Source organism: Caulobacter sp. GW821-FHT11E11, assembly GCF_058808315.1.
The window spans coordinates 347,100-361,819 of record NZ_JBXARO010000004.1 but is presented as its reverse complement, the minus strand read 5'-3'; the positions used below and the strand labels follow the sequence as shown (position 1 = coordinate 361,819).

The 14,720-nt window shown below is 69.8% G+C and carries 16 protein-coding genes; 9 read left to right on the top strand and 7 right to left on the bottom strand.

All coding sequences use genetic code 11. The annotated features are described in order from the left end of the window. Positions 1 to 64: 64 nt before the first annotated feature. Positions 65 to 532, bottom strand: a complete 468-nt coding sequence (locus AC1RR5_RS11880) for a cupin domain-containing protein (RefSeq protein ID WP_492921776.1) — start codon at positions 530 to 532, stop codon at positions 65 to 67. Beyond that, the gene (gene gloB / locus AC1RR5_RS11875) at positions 529 to 1,278 is read right to left on the bottom strand and encodes a hydroxyacylglutathione hydrolase (RefSeq protein WP_492921775.1); all 750 of its coding nucleotides are present in this window, start codon (positions 1,276 to 1,278) and stop codon (positions 529 to 531) included. The genes AC1RR5_RS11880 and gloB overlap by 4 nt, the downstream gene beginning before the upstream one ends. 65 nt (positions 1,279 to 1,343) lie before the next feature. On the opposite strand from gloB, the gene AC1RR5_RS11870 reads away from it, so the two are divergent. Both AC1RR5_RS11870 and AC1RR5_RS11865 read left to right on the top strand, forming a co-directional pair. Continuing rightward, positions 1,344 to 2,150 (top strand): class I SAM-dependent methyltransferase, encoded by an 807-nt coding sequence (locus tag AC1RR5_RS11870; RefSeq protein ID WP_492921774.1) that lies wholly within the window; start codon positions 1,344 to 1,346, stop codon positions 2,148 to 2,150. A gap of 73 nt (positions 2,151 to 2,223) precedes the next feature. Next, positions 2,224 to 2,568 carry a P-II family nitrogen regulator gene (locus tag AC1RR5_RS11865; protein ID WP_010918409.1) on the top strand — a complete coding sequence of 115 codons (345 nt, stop codon included), beginning with the start codon at positions 2,224 to 2,226 and terminating at the stop codon, positions 2,566 to 2,568. On the opposite strand, the gene AC1RR5_RS11860 is transcribed toward AC1RR5_RS11865, so the two are convergent. Continuing rightward, positions 2,565 to 4,139, bottom strand: a complete 1,575-nt coding sequence (locus AC1RR5_RS11860) for an MFS transporter (protein ID WP_492921773.1) — start codon at positions 4,137 to 4,139, stop codon at positions 2,565 to 2,567. The two genes, AC1RR5_RS11865 and AC1RR5_RS11860, sit on opposite strands and share 4 nt — an antisense overlap. A 92-nt stretch (positions 4,140 to 4,231) precedes the next feature. On the opposite strand from AC1RR5_RS11860, the gene AC1RR5_RS11855 reads away from it, so the two are divergent. Beyond that, complete coding sequence (locus tag AC1RR5_RS11855; protein WP_492921772.1) at positions 4,232 to 5,743, top strand: phospholipase D-like domain-containing protein; 1,512 nt, start codon at positions 4,232 to 4,234, stop codon at positions 5,741 to 5,743. On the opposite strand, the gene AC1RR5_RS11850 is transcribed toward AC1RR5_RS11855, so the two are convergent. Genes AC1RR5_RS11850 through metX form a run of 3 tightly spaced genes read right to left on the bottom strand, consistent with a single transcriptional unit; the run spans position 5,700 to position 8,283 of the window. Then, entirely contained in the window at positions 5,700 to 6,479 is a 780-nt protein-coding gene (locus AC1RR5_RS11850) for an endonuclease/exonuclease/phosphatase family protein (RefSeq protein WP_492921771.1), read from the bottom strand. The genes AC1RR5_RS11855 and AC1RR5_RS11850 overlap by 44 nt on opposite strands. After that, the gene (metW, locus tag AC1RR5_RS11845) at positions 6,476 to 7,138 is read right to left on the bottom strand and encodes a methionine biosynthesis protein MetW (RefSeq protein WP_492921769.1); all 663 of its coding nucleotides are present in this window, start codon (positions 7,136 to 7,138) and stop codon (positions 6,476 to 6,478) included. The genes AC1RR5_RS11850 and metW overlap by 4 nt, the downstream gene beginning before the upstream one ends. Then, on the bottom strand, positions 7,135 to 8,283 hold the full coding sequence (metX, locus tag AC1RR5_RS11840) for a homoserine O-acetyltransferase MetX (RefSeq protein ID WP_492921768.1): 1,149 nt from the start codon (positions 8,281 to 8,283) through the stop codon (positions 7,135 to 7,137). The genes metW and metX overlap by 4 nt, the downstream gene beginning before the upstream one ends. A gap of 77 nt (positions 8,284 to 8,360) precedes the next feature. Here metX and AC1RR5_RS11835 point away from each other — a divergent pair, with 77 nt between their 5' ends. From AC1RR5_RS11835 to AC1RR5_RS11810, 6 genes are read left to right on the top strand one after another with little or no spacing between them, the layout of a single operon-like run. Continuing rightward, a complete protein-coding gene (locus AC1RR5_RS11835) occupies positions 8,361 to 8,873 on the top strand; it encodes a SixA phosphatase family protein (protein ID WP_492921766.1) in 513 nt (170 codons plus the stop codon). Continuing rightward, positions 8,870 to 9,214, top strand: a complete 345-nt coding sequence (locus AC1RR5_RS11830) for a DUF952 domain-containing protein (protein WP_492921765.1) — start codon at positions 8,870 to 8,872, stop codon at positions 9,212 to 9,214. The genes AC1RR5_RS11835 and AC1RR5_RS11830 overlap by 4 nt, the downstream gene beginning before the upstream one ends. Continuing rightward, the gene (locus AC1RR5_RS11825) at positions 9,211 to 10,269 is read left to right on the top strand and encodes a quinone-dependent dihydroorotate dehydrogenase (protein ID WP_492921764.1); all 1,059 of its coding nucleotides are present in this window, start codon (positions 9,211 to 9,213) and stop codon (positions 10,267 to 10,269) included. Before AC1RR5_RS11830 ends, AC1RR5_RS11825 begins: the two co-directional genes overlap by 4 nt. Further along, on the top strand, positions 10,266 to 11,012 hold the full coding sequence (locus tag AC1RR5_RS11820) for a TVP38/TMEM64 family protein (protein WP_492921762.1): 747 nt from the start codon (positions 10,266 to 10,268) through the stop codon (positions 11,010 to 11,012). Before AC1RR5_RS11825 ends, AC1RR5_RS11820 begins: the two co-directional genes overlap by 4 nt. A 9-nt stretch (positions 11,013 to 11,021) precedes the next feature. Then, on the top strand, positions 11,022 to 12,512 hold the full coding sequence (locus AC1RR5_RS11815) for a sensor histidine kinase (RefSeq protein ID WP_492921760.1): 1,491 nt from the start codon (positions 11,022 to 11,024) through the stop codon (positions 12,510 to 12,512). 11 nt (positions 12,513 to 12,523) lie between these two features. Then, complete coding sequence (locus AC1RR5_RS11810) at positions 12,524 to 12,739, top strand: hypothetical protein (RefSeq protein ID WP_492921759.1); 216 nt, start codon at positions 12,524 to 12,526, stop codon at positions 12,737 to 12,739. A gap of 82 nt (positions 12,740 to 12,821) precedes the next feature. Here AC1RR5_RS11810 and ggt read toward each other — a convergent pair whose 3' ends face one another. After that, positions 12,822 to 14,561: a gamma-glutamyltransferase gene (gene ggt / locus AC1RR5_RS11805; protein WP_492921757.1), complete on the bottom strand. Its 1,740-nt coding sequence runs from the start codon at positions 14,559 to 14,561 to the stop codon at positions 12,822 to 12,824. Positions 14,562 to 14,720: the final 159 nt, after the last annotated feature.

The following is a 14,720-nucleotide window of genomic DNA, read 5'->3' as shown; positions in this document are numbered from 1 at the left end:
ACCCTGTTTGGGGACCCGCGACAGGTTGACGCGGGGGCGGAGGGAGCGCGGCTTCCGTGGCCGCTCACCCCTTCGACGGGCTCCAGTCGGGAGCCGCCATCTCGAAGCCCTCGAAACGGAATCCGGGCGCGACCGTGCAGCCCACCAGGGTCCAGGCGCCCAGGCTGACGGCGGTCTGCCACCAGTCCTTCGGCACCACCACCTGGGGCCGGCAGCCGGCCCGCAGGTCGGGGCCCAGCACATAGGCGGTGACGCCCTTGGCGTCGGGCGGCGACAGGCTGATCGAGATCGGCGCGCCGGCGTACCAGTGCCAGGTCTCGACCGCGTCGACCCGGTGCCAGACCGAGACCTGCTCAGCCTCGAGCAGGAAGTAGATGCAGGTCGACTTGGCACGGCCGTCCGGACCCGCTTCGTCCTCGAAGGTCCGCTTGTACCAGCCGCCCTCGGGATGCGGCGCCAGGTCCAGCATCCGGATGATTTCCTTGGCGCCCAGATCGCCGGAGATAGCCTTGTCGGTCACGCTTTTACTCACCCTTTGAAACTGTCCTTGGCGGCGCGGATCTCGGCGAAGGCCTTGGCCGGCGAGGCGGCGTCGGGTCTCAGCAGCGGGGCGCGCAGGAACGGATTGGTGGCCTTCTCGACCGCGATGGTGGTCGGCACCGTCGGCTCGCCACGCTCGCGGGCGGCGAAGATCTGCTCGGCCCGCGCCTTCAGGGCCGGATCGTCGTCGACCGACAGGGCGAAGCGGGCGTTCGAGGCGGTATATTCGTGGGCGCAATAGACTGTGGTGTCGTCGGGCAGGCCGGCGACGCGACCCAGCGAGTCCCACATCTGCTCGGCCGTGCCTTCGAACAGGCGGCCGCAGCCCAGGGCGAACAGGGTGTCGCCGACGAAGGCGATGGCGTCGGCGGCGTCGTGATAGGCGATGTGGCCCAGGGTGTGGCCGCCGCTGTCGATCACGTCGAAGGTCGTCTCGCCCAGCGCGATCGTGTCGCCGCCGCTCAAGGTCCGGTCCAGCGGCGCGATCCGGGTCACCTCGGCCGGGCCGGCGATGGTCGCGCCGGTAGCCGTCTTCAGGGCCTCGTTGCCGCCGGCGTGGTCGGGGTGCCAGTGGGTGTTGAGGATCAGGTCCAGGCTCCAGCCCAGCTTGGCCAGTTCGCCGAGGATCGCCTGGGCGTCCGGCGTGTCGATGGTCGCGACCTTGCCTGTCGCCTCATCCCTGATCAGGAAGCCGTAGTTGTCGGACAGGCAGGGGAACTGGTGGACGGTCAGGGTCATCGGCTTGCTCTATCGTCGCGGCGCACGCGCGCATACAAGGATGGCCTTGCCGCTCGGGAGACACAATGCGCCGCGACGTGCTGGACCTGCGAGCCTTCTACGCTTCGCCCCTGGGACGGGCGGCGCGGACGATGCTCACCCGCAAGGTCGAGGAGGCCTGGGGCGACACGCGCGGGCTGGATGTCCTGGGCGTCGGCTACGCCACCCCGTTCCTGGACGCGGCGCGCGGCAACGCTCGCCGCGTTGTGGCCGCCATGCCCGCCCAGCAGGGCGTCGAGGTCTGGCCGCACGGCGGTCGCAACCAGGCCTGCCTGGTCGAAGAGACCGCCCTGCCGCTGCCCAACGCCATGTTCGACCGCGTCCTGGCCGTCCACGCCCTGGAGGAGGCCGACGACCCGGCCGCCCTGCTGGCCGAGATAGGCCGGGTGATGGCGCCCACCGGCCGGCTGATCGTGGCGGCCTCGTCGCGCGACGGCGTCTGGACCGGGGCCGAGACCACGCCCTTCGGCCATGGCCGCCCCTACAGCCGCAGCCAGCTGGAAAGCCTGATCCGCGAGGCGGGTCTGGAGCCGGCCGGCTGGACCCGCGCCCTCTATGTGCCGCCGTTCGGGGCCATGGCCGGCTGGGCCGAGGGTTTCGAACAGGTCGGCGCGCGCCTGTGGCCGCGCTTCGCCGGGGTGATCCTGATGGAGGCGATCAAGCAGACCTTCGCGGTCAAGCCTCGTGGTCACCGGGCGCGGGCTCGAGTCTTCGCGCCAGGCGTTCTACTGCCAAGCCCGGCGGGACCGACACCTGCGCGTCACACCGAGGGGCGCCCCATTCCTGTGGCAAAGGCGCCTGTTCATAAGGCGCCAAGCACGTGGGAAGTCTGATCTTACTTGGAGCGAAGCGCCGGGACGCCTAGCTTGGAGTCGTAACAACCGTTCGCTCCCCGGGAACACCGCCATGAAGATGATCGTCGCCGTGATTAAGCCGAGCCGCCTCGACGCGGTGCTCGAAGCGGTCACCGAGGCGGGCGCGTCGGGTCTGACCGTCACCGAAGTGCGTGGCTACGGCCGCCAGAAAGGCAAGACCGAGGTCTATCGCGGCGCCGAGTACGAGGTGAAGCTGCTGCCGAAGGTCAAGCTGGAGATCGCCGTGCCGACCGACGTGCTCGAGCCCGTCATCGAGGCCCTGCAGCGCACCGCCAACACCGGCAAGATCGGCGACGGCAAGGTCTTCGTCATGGACCTGGAACAGGCCCTGCGCATCCGCACGGGCGAGCGCGACGCGGCCGCGATCGCCGGCTAGCGCTCCAGCTCCCGCAGGTCCCGGCCGCGCGTCTCGGTTCCGAACCATGCGGTCAGCAGCGCCGCCACGGCCAGGGGCGCGATGATGATCAGCGCCGCGACCTTCAGCGCCGGCACCGCGCCCAATATGCCTAGAAGCTGGGCGATCAGGCCGCCGGACTTGCTGCAGGCCGCGATCCAGCCCGTCGCTCGGCCACGCACCCGCAGCGGATAACTCTCGGCCGCATAGGGCAGGAGAATGGCCAGCAGGCCGTTCGTGCCGATGATCATCAGGGCCACGGGCAGGATCGGGCTGGCGCCGTTCTCGATCGTCAGGACGCCCGCCACGCCGATGGCGCTGACGGCCATGGTGCCGACCAGCGACCACTTGGTGCTCCAGCGGCTGTAGAGGAAGGCGCAGACGAACACCGTCGGAAAGGCGATCAGCGCCGACTTGGCCAGCAACTGGCTCGACACGCCCATGCTGTAGCCCTTGGCCACCAGCTCGGCCGGCAGCCAGAGCAGCAGGCCGAAATTCACCAGGCCCCAGGCGACGGCGGCGATGCTCAAGGCGACGGTCATGCCGGCGAAGCGGCGCTCGACGGGCGGGGCGGTCAGGACATGGTGGTGGTCGGCGGCCTCGACCGGCGTCTCGTCGCGCTCGCGCACGACCGAGCCGAAGCGCTTCATGATCGCGTGGGCCGCGTCGATCCGGCCGATGGTCATCAGGAACTTGGCCGACTCCGGGATCGCGCCCGACAGGGCGATCAGGATCAGCCCCGTGGGCAGGTTGAGGAACCACATGATCCGCCAGCCGAACTCGGGCTGCAGCAGGGCCGACAGGCCCGACGATGCGAGATAGCCGCCCACCGCGCCCAGGCCGCCGACCAGGACCAGACTCCAGCCGCGGTGCTTGGACGGCATGGTCTCGGCCAGCAGGGCGTACACCACGGGCAGCAGGCCGCCGGCGGCCGCGCCCATCATGAAGCACATGCCGACGTTCCACCAGAAATCGGGCATGGCCCCGCAGATCGAGGTGCCGACGAACATCACCGCCGACAGCAGGATCGAGGCGCGGCGACCGAAGATGTCGGCCAGGATCCCCCAGATGATCGAGCCGGCCACCGTGCCGGTCAGGGCCGCGAACGGCAGCCAGGCGACCATGGCCTTGGAGACCCCGTACTCCTTGATCATGCCGGGCACGACGAAGCCCAGGCTGGCCGGCTTCATGATGTCGATGATCAGGGCCACGACCAGGGTGACCATCAGCCCCCAGTGGGCGCGCGACAGCGGCGCGTCCTCGGGCGGGGTGACGTCGACGGTGTGATGATCGTGGCTGTGGTCGTGACCGCGACGCGGCAGCAGGCCCCAGCCGGCCAGGGCGCAGCCGGGCGGGATGATCAGCATGCCGATCGTCATCCCCAAGTCCATCGGCATGCCGGCCAGCTTGTAGCCGATGTTGGAGCCCATCAGGTACATCGGGATGTGCAGGACGACGCCCGCCGTGACCACCAGGCAGCCCAGCCAGAAGGCCCACAACCGTTGCCGGTCCGACAGGACATGCGGGGCCTTGGACGGATCGATCGTGGTCATGGCGCTTCAGCTCTGATTGTTGGGGACGTGGTCCCTAAGCGGAGCCATAACACTGTCCGCGCGTTGTCGCATCTCACGGCGTTCAGGGTGACATGAGTTCCAGCTCTTCAGTCTTCCAACCGGGATACAATTGCTGGCGGGTCGAGCCCGCCGATCGCGTGGCCCTGTTCATCGACAACGACGAGGCGTTCGACTCGCTCAAACCCCTGATCCTGTCGGCCAAGAAGTCGATCTGGATCCTGGCCTGGGTGTTCGACCCGCTGACCCGGCTCGATCCCGATCGCGTGCGCCGGAGCCGCGATCCTACCCGCGCTGACCGTATCGGCCTTATCCTGCGACGGCAGGCGGCGCTGAACCCGGCGCTCGATGTGCGGGTGCTGACCTGGGACATGCCGTTCCCGATCGCCGCCTCGCAACTGTTCGGCCCCCACCGCGGCGCGGCCTTCTTCGCCGGTTCGCGGGTCAAGTACCGCCTGGACGCCACCCTGCCGGCCAGCGCCTGCCATCACCAGAAGGCGGTAATCATCGACGGCGTCACGGCCCTGATCAGTGGCGGCGACATCGGCGTCGACCGCTGGGACGACACCCGGCACCTGGACAACAACCCGCTGCGCCGCCTGCCGACCGGGCGCCACTATCCGGCCCGGCACGAGGTCTCGATGCTGGTCGACGGCCGGGCGGGCGAGGCGATGGCCGAGCTGTTCATGGATCGCTGGAAAGCCTCGGGCGGGGACCCTATCGAGCATCCCGAGCGTCCGGACGAGACGCCCTGGCCCGAGCGCTTATTGCCCGACCTGCGCCGCATGCCGATCGCGGTGGCCCGCACCTCGGCGGCCTGGCAGGGCCGGCCGGAGATCGTCGAGTGCATGCTGCTGCACCTGTCGGCCATCCGCCGGGCCAAGCGGCTGATCTATCTGGAAAACCAGTACCTGACCTCGCCGATCATCATCGAAGCCCTGGCCGAGCGCCTGGCCGAGCCGGACGGTCCCGAAGTGGTGACGATCGGTCCGGCCCGCAGTCCCAGCTATTTCGACCAGATGACCATGGACAGCGCCCGCACGGCGGCCATCAATCGCCTGCGCGAGGTCGACGTCCACAAGCGGTTCTCGGCCTTCTCGGCCCATACGCCCAAGGGCGCGCCGATCATCGTCCACTCCAAGGTGGCGATCATGGACGACTGGTTGCTGCGGATCGGCAGCGCCAACCTCAACAACCGCTCGATCGGTCTGGACAGCGAGTGCGACCTGGCCTTCGAGGCGAAGTCCGACCTGGAGCGTGAGACGGTCCGGGCGTTCCTGGGACGGCTTGTCGGCCACTTCATCGACCGCGACACCGGCGACGTGCTGGACGCCATCGAGCGCGAAGGCGGGCTGGGCGCGGCCATCAACACCCTGGACGTGCGAGGGGGGCCGCCGCGCCGGCTGCAGCCCGTGCCGACGCGGCGCCTCACCGGCGTTCAGCAGTTCATCGCCGACTGGAGCCTGGGCGACGCCATCGCGCCCGACGACGCTTGGCGGCCCTGGGGCCGGCGCAAGCGCCTGAAGCGCGACATCGCCCGGCTTACCGAGCCGCCGCCGCTCCCGCCGGACCACCTTCAGCCGTGATCTCCAACTCGACCACCAGCGGCAGGTGGTCGGACGCCACGCGGGCCATCGGGCTGAACGGCGAACTGACGCCGCGCGTCTCCAGGCCCTTGGTCAGGAAGACGTGGTCGATCCGCATGAACGGGAAGCTGGACGGGAAGGTCGCCGTGGCTGGTCGCGGCCAGCTGGGCGTCGGCGCCTGGGCGTCGCGCAGGGCGGTCCGCAGCATCCGATAGGTGGCGGAATAGGGCGTGGCGTTGAAGTCGCCCAGCACCACGCCGGGCGCGAGCCACTTGTCGTCGCCCATCCAGTCGGGACCCAGCAGGGCGGCGGCCTGGCGCTTCTGCTCCTGGGGCACGAGGCCCAGGTGGGTGTTGATGATCTGGACCTTGGTCCCTTCGACATCGACCTCGACCCACAGGGCGCCGCGCGGTTCCAGGCCCGGCACGCGCTTGTAGAGCGGCAGGCCCTTGGCCTTGATCCGGCGCTCGGGCAGGGCGGTCAGGATGGCGTCGCCGTAGAGTTCCTCTTCCACGGTCATGGCCGGGTGGAAGTGGAAGCTCATCTTCAAGAGTTCGGCGAGGCGGTGGGCCTGGTCGATGCCCTTGGTGCGAGCCCGCAGGACGTCCAGCTCCTGCAGGGCCACCACATCCGGCCGCTCAGCCGCGATCACTTCGGCCACACGCTCGACGTCGAGCTTACGGTCGGTGCCCACGCAGCGGTGGACATTGTAGGTCATGAGACGAAGGGTTTTCATCCGTCGAAGAGATCGCCCGAGCCGGGCAGAGGTTCCCTGGTGGGCGCCGCGCCGTTGCGGCTGAGCATGAAGAGGCAGGTCTCGGTCCGCCAGTTCTCGAGCGCGCTGGCGGGATTCATCGGCCGCGCTGCGCCCGCTCCGGCGAAGGCGGCGCTGGCGTCGACGCGCAGGTTCAGATCGTCCGTCAGGGCCATGAAGTCGGCCAGGGTGCAGAGGTGGATGTTCGGCGTCGACCACCACGGCATCGGCAGGGCCTTGGTCTCGGGCATCCGGCCCCGGCTCAGCAGCGACCAGCGCACCCGCCAGTGGCCGAAATTGGGGAACGAGACGATGGCCCGGTCGGCGATGCGCAGCAGCTCGTCCAGCACGTGGCGCGGATTGCGCGTGGCCTGCAGGGTTTGGGACAGCACGGCGTAGTCGAACGAGCGGTCGGGGAAGTGGTCGAGGTCCTGGTCGGCGTCGCCCTGCACCACCGACAGGCCGCGCGCCATGCAGGCCGCCACGCCGCTGGCGCTGATTTCCAACCCCCGGCCGTCGACCTGTTTTTCCTGGGCCAGCAGGTCCAGCAGCGCGCCCTCGCCGCAGCCCACGTCCAGCACGCGCGAACTCGGGCGCACCAGGCGCAGGATCTCGCGGAAGTCCTCACGGATAGTGGTCAAGTCAGCCCCCGGTCGCGTTCGGCCGAGCTTAGGAAACCCGCCAGGGCCGCGTCCATCACCGGTTCGTCCAGCAGGAAGGCGTCGTGGCCCTTGTCGCTTTCGATCTCGGCGAAGGCGGCGCGTGCTCCCGCAGCGGTCAGGGCGCGCACCAGGTGGCGGCTCTCGGCCGTGGGGTACAGCCAGTCGCTGGTGAAGCTGAGCACGCAGAACCGCACGTCGCGGGCGCGGGTGAAGGCCTTGGCCAGCACTCCGCCATGGCCCGCGGCGATGTCGAAATAGTCGGTGGCCCGGGTGATGTAGAGGTAGCTGTTGGCGTCGAACCGGTCGACGAAGCTGGCGCCCTGGTGGCGCAGATAGCTCTCGACCTGGAAGTCGGCGTCGAAGCCCCAGGACAGGCCGTCGCGCTTCAGCTCGCGGCCGAACTTCCGTTGCAGGGCGGGCTCGGACAGATAGGTGATGTGCGCGGCCATCCGGGCCACGGCCAGGCCCTTGCCCGGCTGCACGCCGTGGTCGGCATAGGCCCCGCCGCGCCAGTCGGGATCGGCCATGATCGCCTGGCGGCCCACCTCATGGAAGGCGATGTTCTGGGCCGAGTGCCGTGAGGCCGAGGCCAGCACCACGACGCTGAACACCCGCTCGGGATAGTCCACCGCCCACTGCTGAGCCTGCATGCCGCCCATGGAGCCGCCGATCACCGCGAATAGGGTCTCCACGCCCAGCGCCTTCACCAGCATCGCCTGGGCGCGAACCATGTCGCCGATGGTGATGACCGGGAAGGTCAGGCCGTAGGGTTTGCCAGTAGCGGGATTGGTCGAGGCCGGACCGGTCGAGCCCATGCAGCCGCCGATCACGTTCGAGCAGATGACGAAGTGGCGCTCGGGATCCAGCGGCTTGCCGGGGCCGATCAGCCGGGTCCACCAGCCGGGTTTGCCCGTCACCGGATGCGGCGAGGCGACATGCTGGTCGCCGGTCAGGGCGTGGCAGATCAGGACGGCGTTGGACTTGTCGGCATTCAGCTGGCCATAGGTCTGGTAGCCGATCTCCAGGCCTTCCAGCACCGCTCCCGAATCGAGCCGCAGCGGTTCGTCGGCGGGAAACCGCCAAGTTCCTCCCGCAGCGGGCGTGACCAGATCGAGCGCAGTCATGTCGCCTTGGACCGCTATGCGCAGAAGGTGTCAACCGCGCGCTTCCTGCCGAGGCGACGGACGGCTATGGAGGACTCATGGAGCGACTGATCCTGATGCGCCACGGCAAGGCCGAGCGGCACGCCCAGACCGGCGGCGACTTCGAGCGCGCGCTGGCGCCGAGCGGCCGTGAAGACGCGGCCCGGATGGGCGAAGTGCTGGCCGGGTTGGGCTTGGCGCCCGAACTGCTGCTGGTCTCCTCGGCCCGACGCACGCGCGAGACCGCCGAGCAGGTCGCCGCCAGCTTTCCGAAGGCCAAGGTCGAGCACCTGCGCGACCTCTATCACGCCGATCCGGAAGAGATCGTCCAGGCGCTGGAAGACCAGGGCGACGCGGTCGGCACGGTGATGGTCGTCAGCCACAATCCCGGCATGCATGAGCTGGCCCTGCGCCTGGCGCTGACGGGCGGCGCCTCGCCGATCCAGACCAACAAGCTGCGCAGCCGCTTCCCGACCTCGACGGTCGTGGTCTTCAACTGGGGCGGCGGTGGTCCGCCGATCCTCGAACACGTGCTCCTGGCGAGCGAGAACGGCGGAGCCGGCGGCGAATGACCTTGATCTACAAGATCCTGCCCCGCGCCGAGTGGGACGCCGCCAAGGCCGCCGGCCGGTTCGAAGGCTCGGCCGTCGACCATCAGGACGGCTACATCCACCTGTCGGCCGCCGACCAGGCCCAGACGACGGCCGCCCTCTACTTCAAGGGCCAGCCAAACCTCGTCCTGCTGGGCGTCGAGGCCGAGGCCCTGGGCGACGCGCTCAAGTGGGAGGCCTCGCGCGGCGGGGCGCTGTTCCCGCATCTCTTCCGTCCGCTTCTGGTGAGCGAAGTGCTCAGCGAGGCCGACTTGCATCTGGACGCCGAGGGCGTGCCGCAGCTGGGCGACCATCTCGCATGAGCCTTCACGACATCGCCGCCCGCGCGCTGCACGTCTTCGATGCCGAGGACGCGCACGGCTGGGCGATCCGGGGCCTGAAGTGGGGCCTGGGTCCGCGCGAGGCCGGTCCTGACGATCCGATCCTGGCCGTGACCCTGGCGGGCCTCGACCTGCCCAACTGCGTGGGCCTGGCCGCCGGCTTCGACAAGAATGCCGAGGTCCCGGACGCCATGCTGGCCGCCGGCTTCGGCTTCGTGGAGGCGGGCACCGTCACGCCCTTGGCCCAGGCCGGCAATCCGCGCCCGCGCCTGTTCCGGCTGACGCAGGACCAGGCGGTGATCAACCGCATGGGCTTCAACAACGAGGGCCTCGAGCCCTTCGCCCGCAGCCTGTCGGCCCGCAAGAACAAGGGCGGTGTGGTCGGCGCGAACATCGGCGCCAACAAGGACGCCGGCGACCGCATCCAGGACTACGTCACGGGCCTGACCCGTCTGTGGGGCCTGTCGGACTATTTCACCGCCAACATCTCCTCGCCCAACACGCCGGGCCTGCGCGCCCTGCAGACCAAGGCGGCGCTGGAGGAACTGCTGGGCCGTCTGTCCGAGACGCGTGAAGCGCTGAAGGTCGCCTCGCGCGCCGACTATCCGATCTTCCTGAAGGTCGCGCCCGACCTGGAGGACGGCGAGGTCGAGGCCATCGTCGAGGCGGTGGTCGGGGCAGGCCTGGACGCCATCATCGTCAGCAACACCACCATCGCTCGTCCGGACACCCTGAAGTCGGCCCATGCCGGCGAGAGTGGCGGTCTCTCCGGCGCACCGCTGCTAACGGCGTCGACCGAGGTTGTGAAACGCTTCCATGCCGCCGCGGCCGGCCGCGTGGCCCTGATCGGGGCCGGCGGCATCGCCAGCGGCGCGGACGCCTACGCCAAGATCCGCGCCGGCGCGCGGGCCGTGCAGCTCTATTCGGCCCTGGTCTATGGCGGCCCAGGCCTGGTCACCCGCATCAAGCGCGACCTGGCCGCCCGCCTGCGCGCCGACGGCTTCACGGCGGTCGAGGACGCGGTCGGCGCCCCATGACCCGCGAACGGGTGCTGACTCTTCTGCGCCGTTTCGGGCCGCTCGCGATCATCGTGATCCTGTCGGTGGCCGCTTTCGCCAGCGGCCTGGCCGGTCACCTGTCGCTGGAAGAGCTGCGCCTGCGCGGCGCCGAGCTGCAGGCCTTCGCCAGTGAGAGGCCCGTGCTGTGCGCGGCGGTCTATCTGGCCATCTATATCGGCTCGGTGGCGGTTTCGCTGCCCGGCGCCCTGATCCTGTCGCTGACCAGCGGTTTCCTGTTCGGGCCCATGGGCGGCGCCCTGGCGGTCACCGGCGCGACCGGTGGCTCCACCGTCACCTATCTGGTCTTCCGCACCGCCTTCGGCGAGGTGCTGCGCCGCAAGCCCGACGCCTTCCTGGCGCGCATGGCCGAGGGGCTGCGCCGCGACGCCTTCAACTACCTGCTGACCTTGCGCCTGATCCCGGCGTTTCCGCTGCTGGCCGTCAATATCGCCGCCGGCATGGCCAACATTCCCGTCCGCACCTTCGTCCTGGCCTCGGTGCTGGGCATGATCCCGAGCTCGTTCGTCTATGCCGGCATCGGCGCGGGACTTGGCCATCTCTTCGCGCAAGGCGGCCCCGTGACGCTGGAGACCCTGTTCTCGCCACGCATTTATCTTCCCATCATCGGCATGGGCGTTCTGGCCTTTCTGCCGCCGTTGTGGCGCCATTGGCGCAAAGGGCGCGGAGCCGAACCGTTGCCAAAGCCTTTGGACGAGAAGTAGCCGCCCCGGATGGTCGAAACGGTTTCGCCGTCGGAGACTGAGACCGCCCCGCCCCGGAAGCGTTTTCCGTGGCCCGGCGGCCTGTCGGCGCGCCTGCTGCTGTTCACCGCCATCGTCGTCGCGTTCGGCGGCCTGCTGATCGTGCCGCCGACCCTGGCGGCCTATGAGGAGCAGTGGCTGCTGGACCGCGTGCGGGCCGGCGAACTGGCCTCGACCATCGCCGAGTCCGATCCCGAGCTGCGGGTCAGCGACGCGGTCGCCAACCAGATGTTCGACCAGGCCGGGGCCGTCACCGTCGCCGTCCAGGCCGAGGGCGCGCGCCGCCTGGTGCTGCCGCCCAAGCAGCCGTTCAAGACGCCCTACCTGGTCGACCTGCGCCGCCAGAACCCCGGCTCCTGGCTGGCCGCGCCGTTCTTCACCCTGACCAGCCCCAAGGGCAGCATGGTCCGGGTGATGGCCGAGCCGCGCTTCCGCAAGGCCGAGTTCGTCGAGGTGGTGGTGCCGGACGCGCCCCTGAAGGCGGCGCTGGTCGAGTACTTCTGGCGCCTCGCGGGGGTGACCATCTTCGTCGCCGCCCTGGCGGGCCTGTTCGTCTACGCCTTCCTGAACGTCTTCCTCGTCAGGCCCATGCAGCGCATCACCCGGGCCATGGAAGCCTTCCGCGGCGATCCCGACGACCCGGCGGCCCGCATCACCGTCTCCAAGCGTCGGGACGAGATCGGCCGCGCCGAGGCCGAGCTCGACCGCATGCAGGCCGATCTGCTGGCCGCCCTGGCCTCAAAGGCCCGCCTGGCGGCCTTGGGCGAGGCGGTGGCCAAGATCAATCACGACCTGCGCAACATGCTGACCAGCGCCCAGATGGCCTCCGACCGTCTGGCCGCCTTGGGCGATCCCAAGGTGGCCCAGGCGCTGCCCCGCCTGGAACGCGCCCTGGACCGCGCCATCACCCTGGCCTCGGACGTCATGGCCTATGGCAAGTCCAAGGAGCCCGAGCCGGTGACGCGGATCATCCCGCTGCGCCCTGCCCTGGACATGGCCGCCGAGGACGCTGGCCTGATGCCGCAAGGCGTGGGGCTGGAGACCGTGGTCGACGGCCGCGAGCAGGTGCTGGCCGACCCCGACCAACTGCACCGCATCCTGACCAACCTGTTCCGCAACGCCCGCGAGGCCATCGAGGGCGCGACGGACCGGGGCGGCAAGGGCAAGGTCTTCGTCGAGCTGCGCCGCGCCGACGGCCACAGCATCCTGCGCCTGTCGGACGACGGTCCCGGCGTGCCCGAGCGGGCCCGCGCCAACCTGTTCCAGCCTTTCGTCGGCTCGGTGCGTCGCGGTGGCACGGGCCTGGGCCTGGCCATCGCCCGCGAGCTGGCGCAGGGTCATCATGGCGATCTGGCGCTGGTCGAGACCGGTCCCGGCGGGTCGGTGTTCGACCTGACCCTGGCCGGCGTGCCAGATCCGCTTCCGGAATCGGACGACAAGGCCGACGCCTCGGCTACCTAGGAGGAATTGCGATGACCACGACCTGGACCATCGCGGTGAAACTCGGCGCCTCTCCCAGCCTCGCGCCGATCCACGAGATCACCGTCGAGGCCCCCGACGCCCCGACCGCCCTGCGCCGCGTGGCGGGGCTGATTGCGGTGCAGGAAGCGTCCGACGCCGAGCTGCTGCTGGACGGCCAGGAGGAGGTCTTCTCCCGCGCCGAGGTCGAGGCGGGCCTGGAGCCCTGATCGAGGATCAGGGCGTCCCTCTTGCAAGAGACCAGAGCGCGAACGCCCTCTGGCGAGCACCAGGCCCACACCTGAGGCTTCCCTAGAGGCCCTTGGCCACGCCTTCGCGGCGCGGATCCGCGCCGCCTTCCAGCACGCCGTTCGGCCGCACGATCACGCCGTGCAGGCCTGACCCCTCGATCTGGCCGACCTTGATATTGACGCCGCGCGCATTGAGCGCCGCCAGCATCTCCGGCCCGAACCAGTCGGCGTCGCCGGAATAGTTGTCGCCGCGCGCCACCACGTTGGGCAGCGACACAGCCTGCTGCATGTTCAGGTTCCAGTAGAACAGCCCAACCATGGCCTTCAGATTATAGGACAGGATGGCGTTGCCGCCGGGCGAGCCCAGCGCCGCGACCAGCTTGCCCTTCTTGTCCAGCACGATCAGCGGGGCCATCGACGAGCGCGGGCGCTTGCCCGGGGCCACGGCGTTGGCTGCCGGCGCGCCGTCCTTCTCCTTGGGCGAGAACGAGAAGTCGGTCAGCTGGTTGTTCAGGAAGAAGCCGCCGACCATCCGGCCGTTGCCGAAGATGCTCTCGACCGTGGTGGTCATCGAGACGACGTTGCCGGCGGTGTCGACCACGACCAGGTGGGTCGTGCCGCCCGGCTCGTGGGTCATGTCGACGCCGACGTTGGGGGCGCCCTTGGGGCGGCCGAAGGGCGGGGCGGCCCCGGCCTTGTCGGTGATCAGCTTGGCGCGCTCGGCGACATATTTCGGGTCCAGCAGGCCCGCGACCGGCACGGTCACGAACGAGGGATCGCCGACATAACGGTCGCGGTCGGCGTACATGACCCGCTCGGCCTGGGCCAGCTGGGTCCAGGCGACCGGATCAGTCGGGCCGCGCTTGCCGATGTCGGTGTGCTCCAGCATCTGCAGCGCCTGGATCACCGCCAGGCCCGACGACTGCGGGTTGGGCACGCAGACGGTATAGATCTTCCACGGCCGGCACAGGGCGGGCGCCGAGCGCGGCTTGTAGCTCTTGAGATCTTCCAGGGTGATGCTGCTGGGCAGGTCGCCCTCGTGCAGGCGGTCGACGATGGCTTGGCCGATCGAGCCCTCAAGCAGACCCGCCGGCCCTTCGGCGGCGATCTTACGGACGGTTGCGGCATAGGCCGGGTTCTTCAGCACGTCGCCGGCCTGGTAGCGGGTCCCGTCCGGCTTGGTGAAGTACTTCACCGCGTCCGGCTGCGACGCCTGCGGCGCACGGCTGACGATCATGCCGGCCAGGCGCGGGCTGACCACGAAGCCGTCGTCGGCCAGCTTCTCGGCGTCCTTGAACAGCGTGTTCCAGGCGACCTTGCCGTGTTCCTTCTGGGCCATGGACAGCATGGCCACCGCGCCCGGCACGCCCGCCGAGCGACCCGACAGCAGGGCCGTGACAAAGGGGAGGGGCTTGCCGTCCGCGCCCAGGAACAGCGCCGGCGTCGCGCCGGCGGGAGCCTTCTCGCGGCCGTCATAGGCCGTCACCTTGCCGGTCTTGGCGTCGTAGAACACCAGGAACGAGCCGCCGCCCAGGCCCGAGCTTTGCGGCTCGACCAGGCCCAGCACCGCCTGGATCGCTACCGCCGCGTCCACGGCGGACCCGCCATCGCGCAGCACCCGCAGGCCCGCCTCGACCGCCAGCGGATTGGCGGCGGCGACCATGCCCTTGGCGGCGGTCGACGCAGCGACCGGCTTGGTCGCGGGCAGGTTCAGCGGGATCGACTCGGCCAAGGCCGCGACGGGCGCGAGGGTCAGAGAGATGGCGGAGGAAAGGGCGAGCAGGATTGCGAGACGACGCATACGGATCCTCAGGCAGACGTTGGGGACAGCCTGCCCGCCGTCCCGGAAGCGACCCATGGACACCAATCGCGCGACGCTGTCACGCCCAGATCCTCTGGCGCCGGCCTTAATTCCGCGACCAGAACCCAGGCCGCACAAGGGTTTGGCGATGGTCGAACG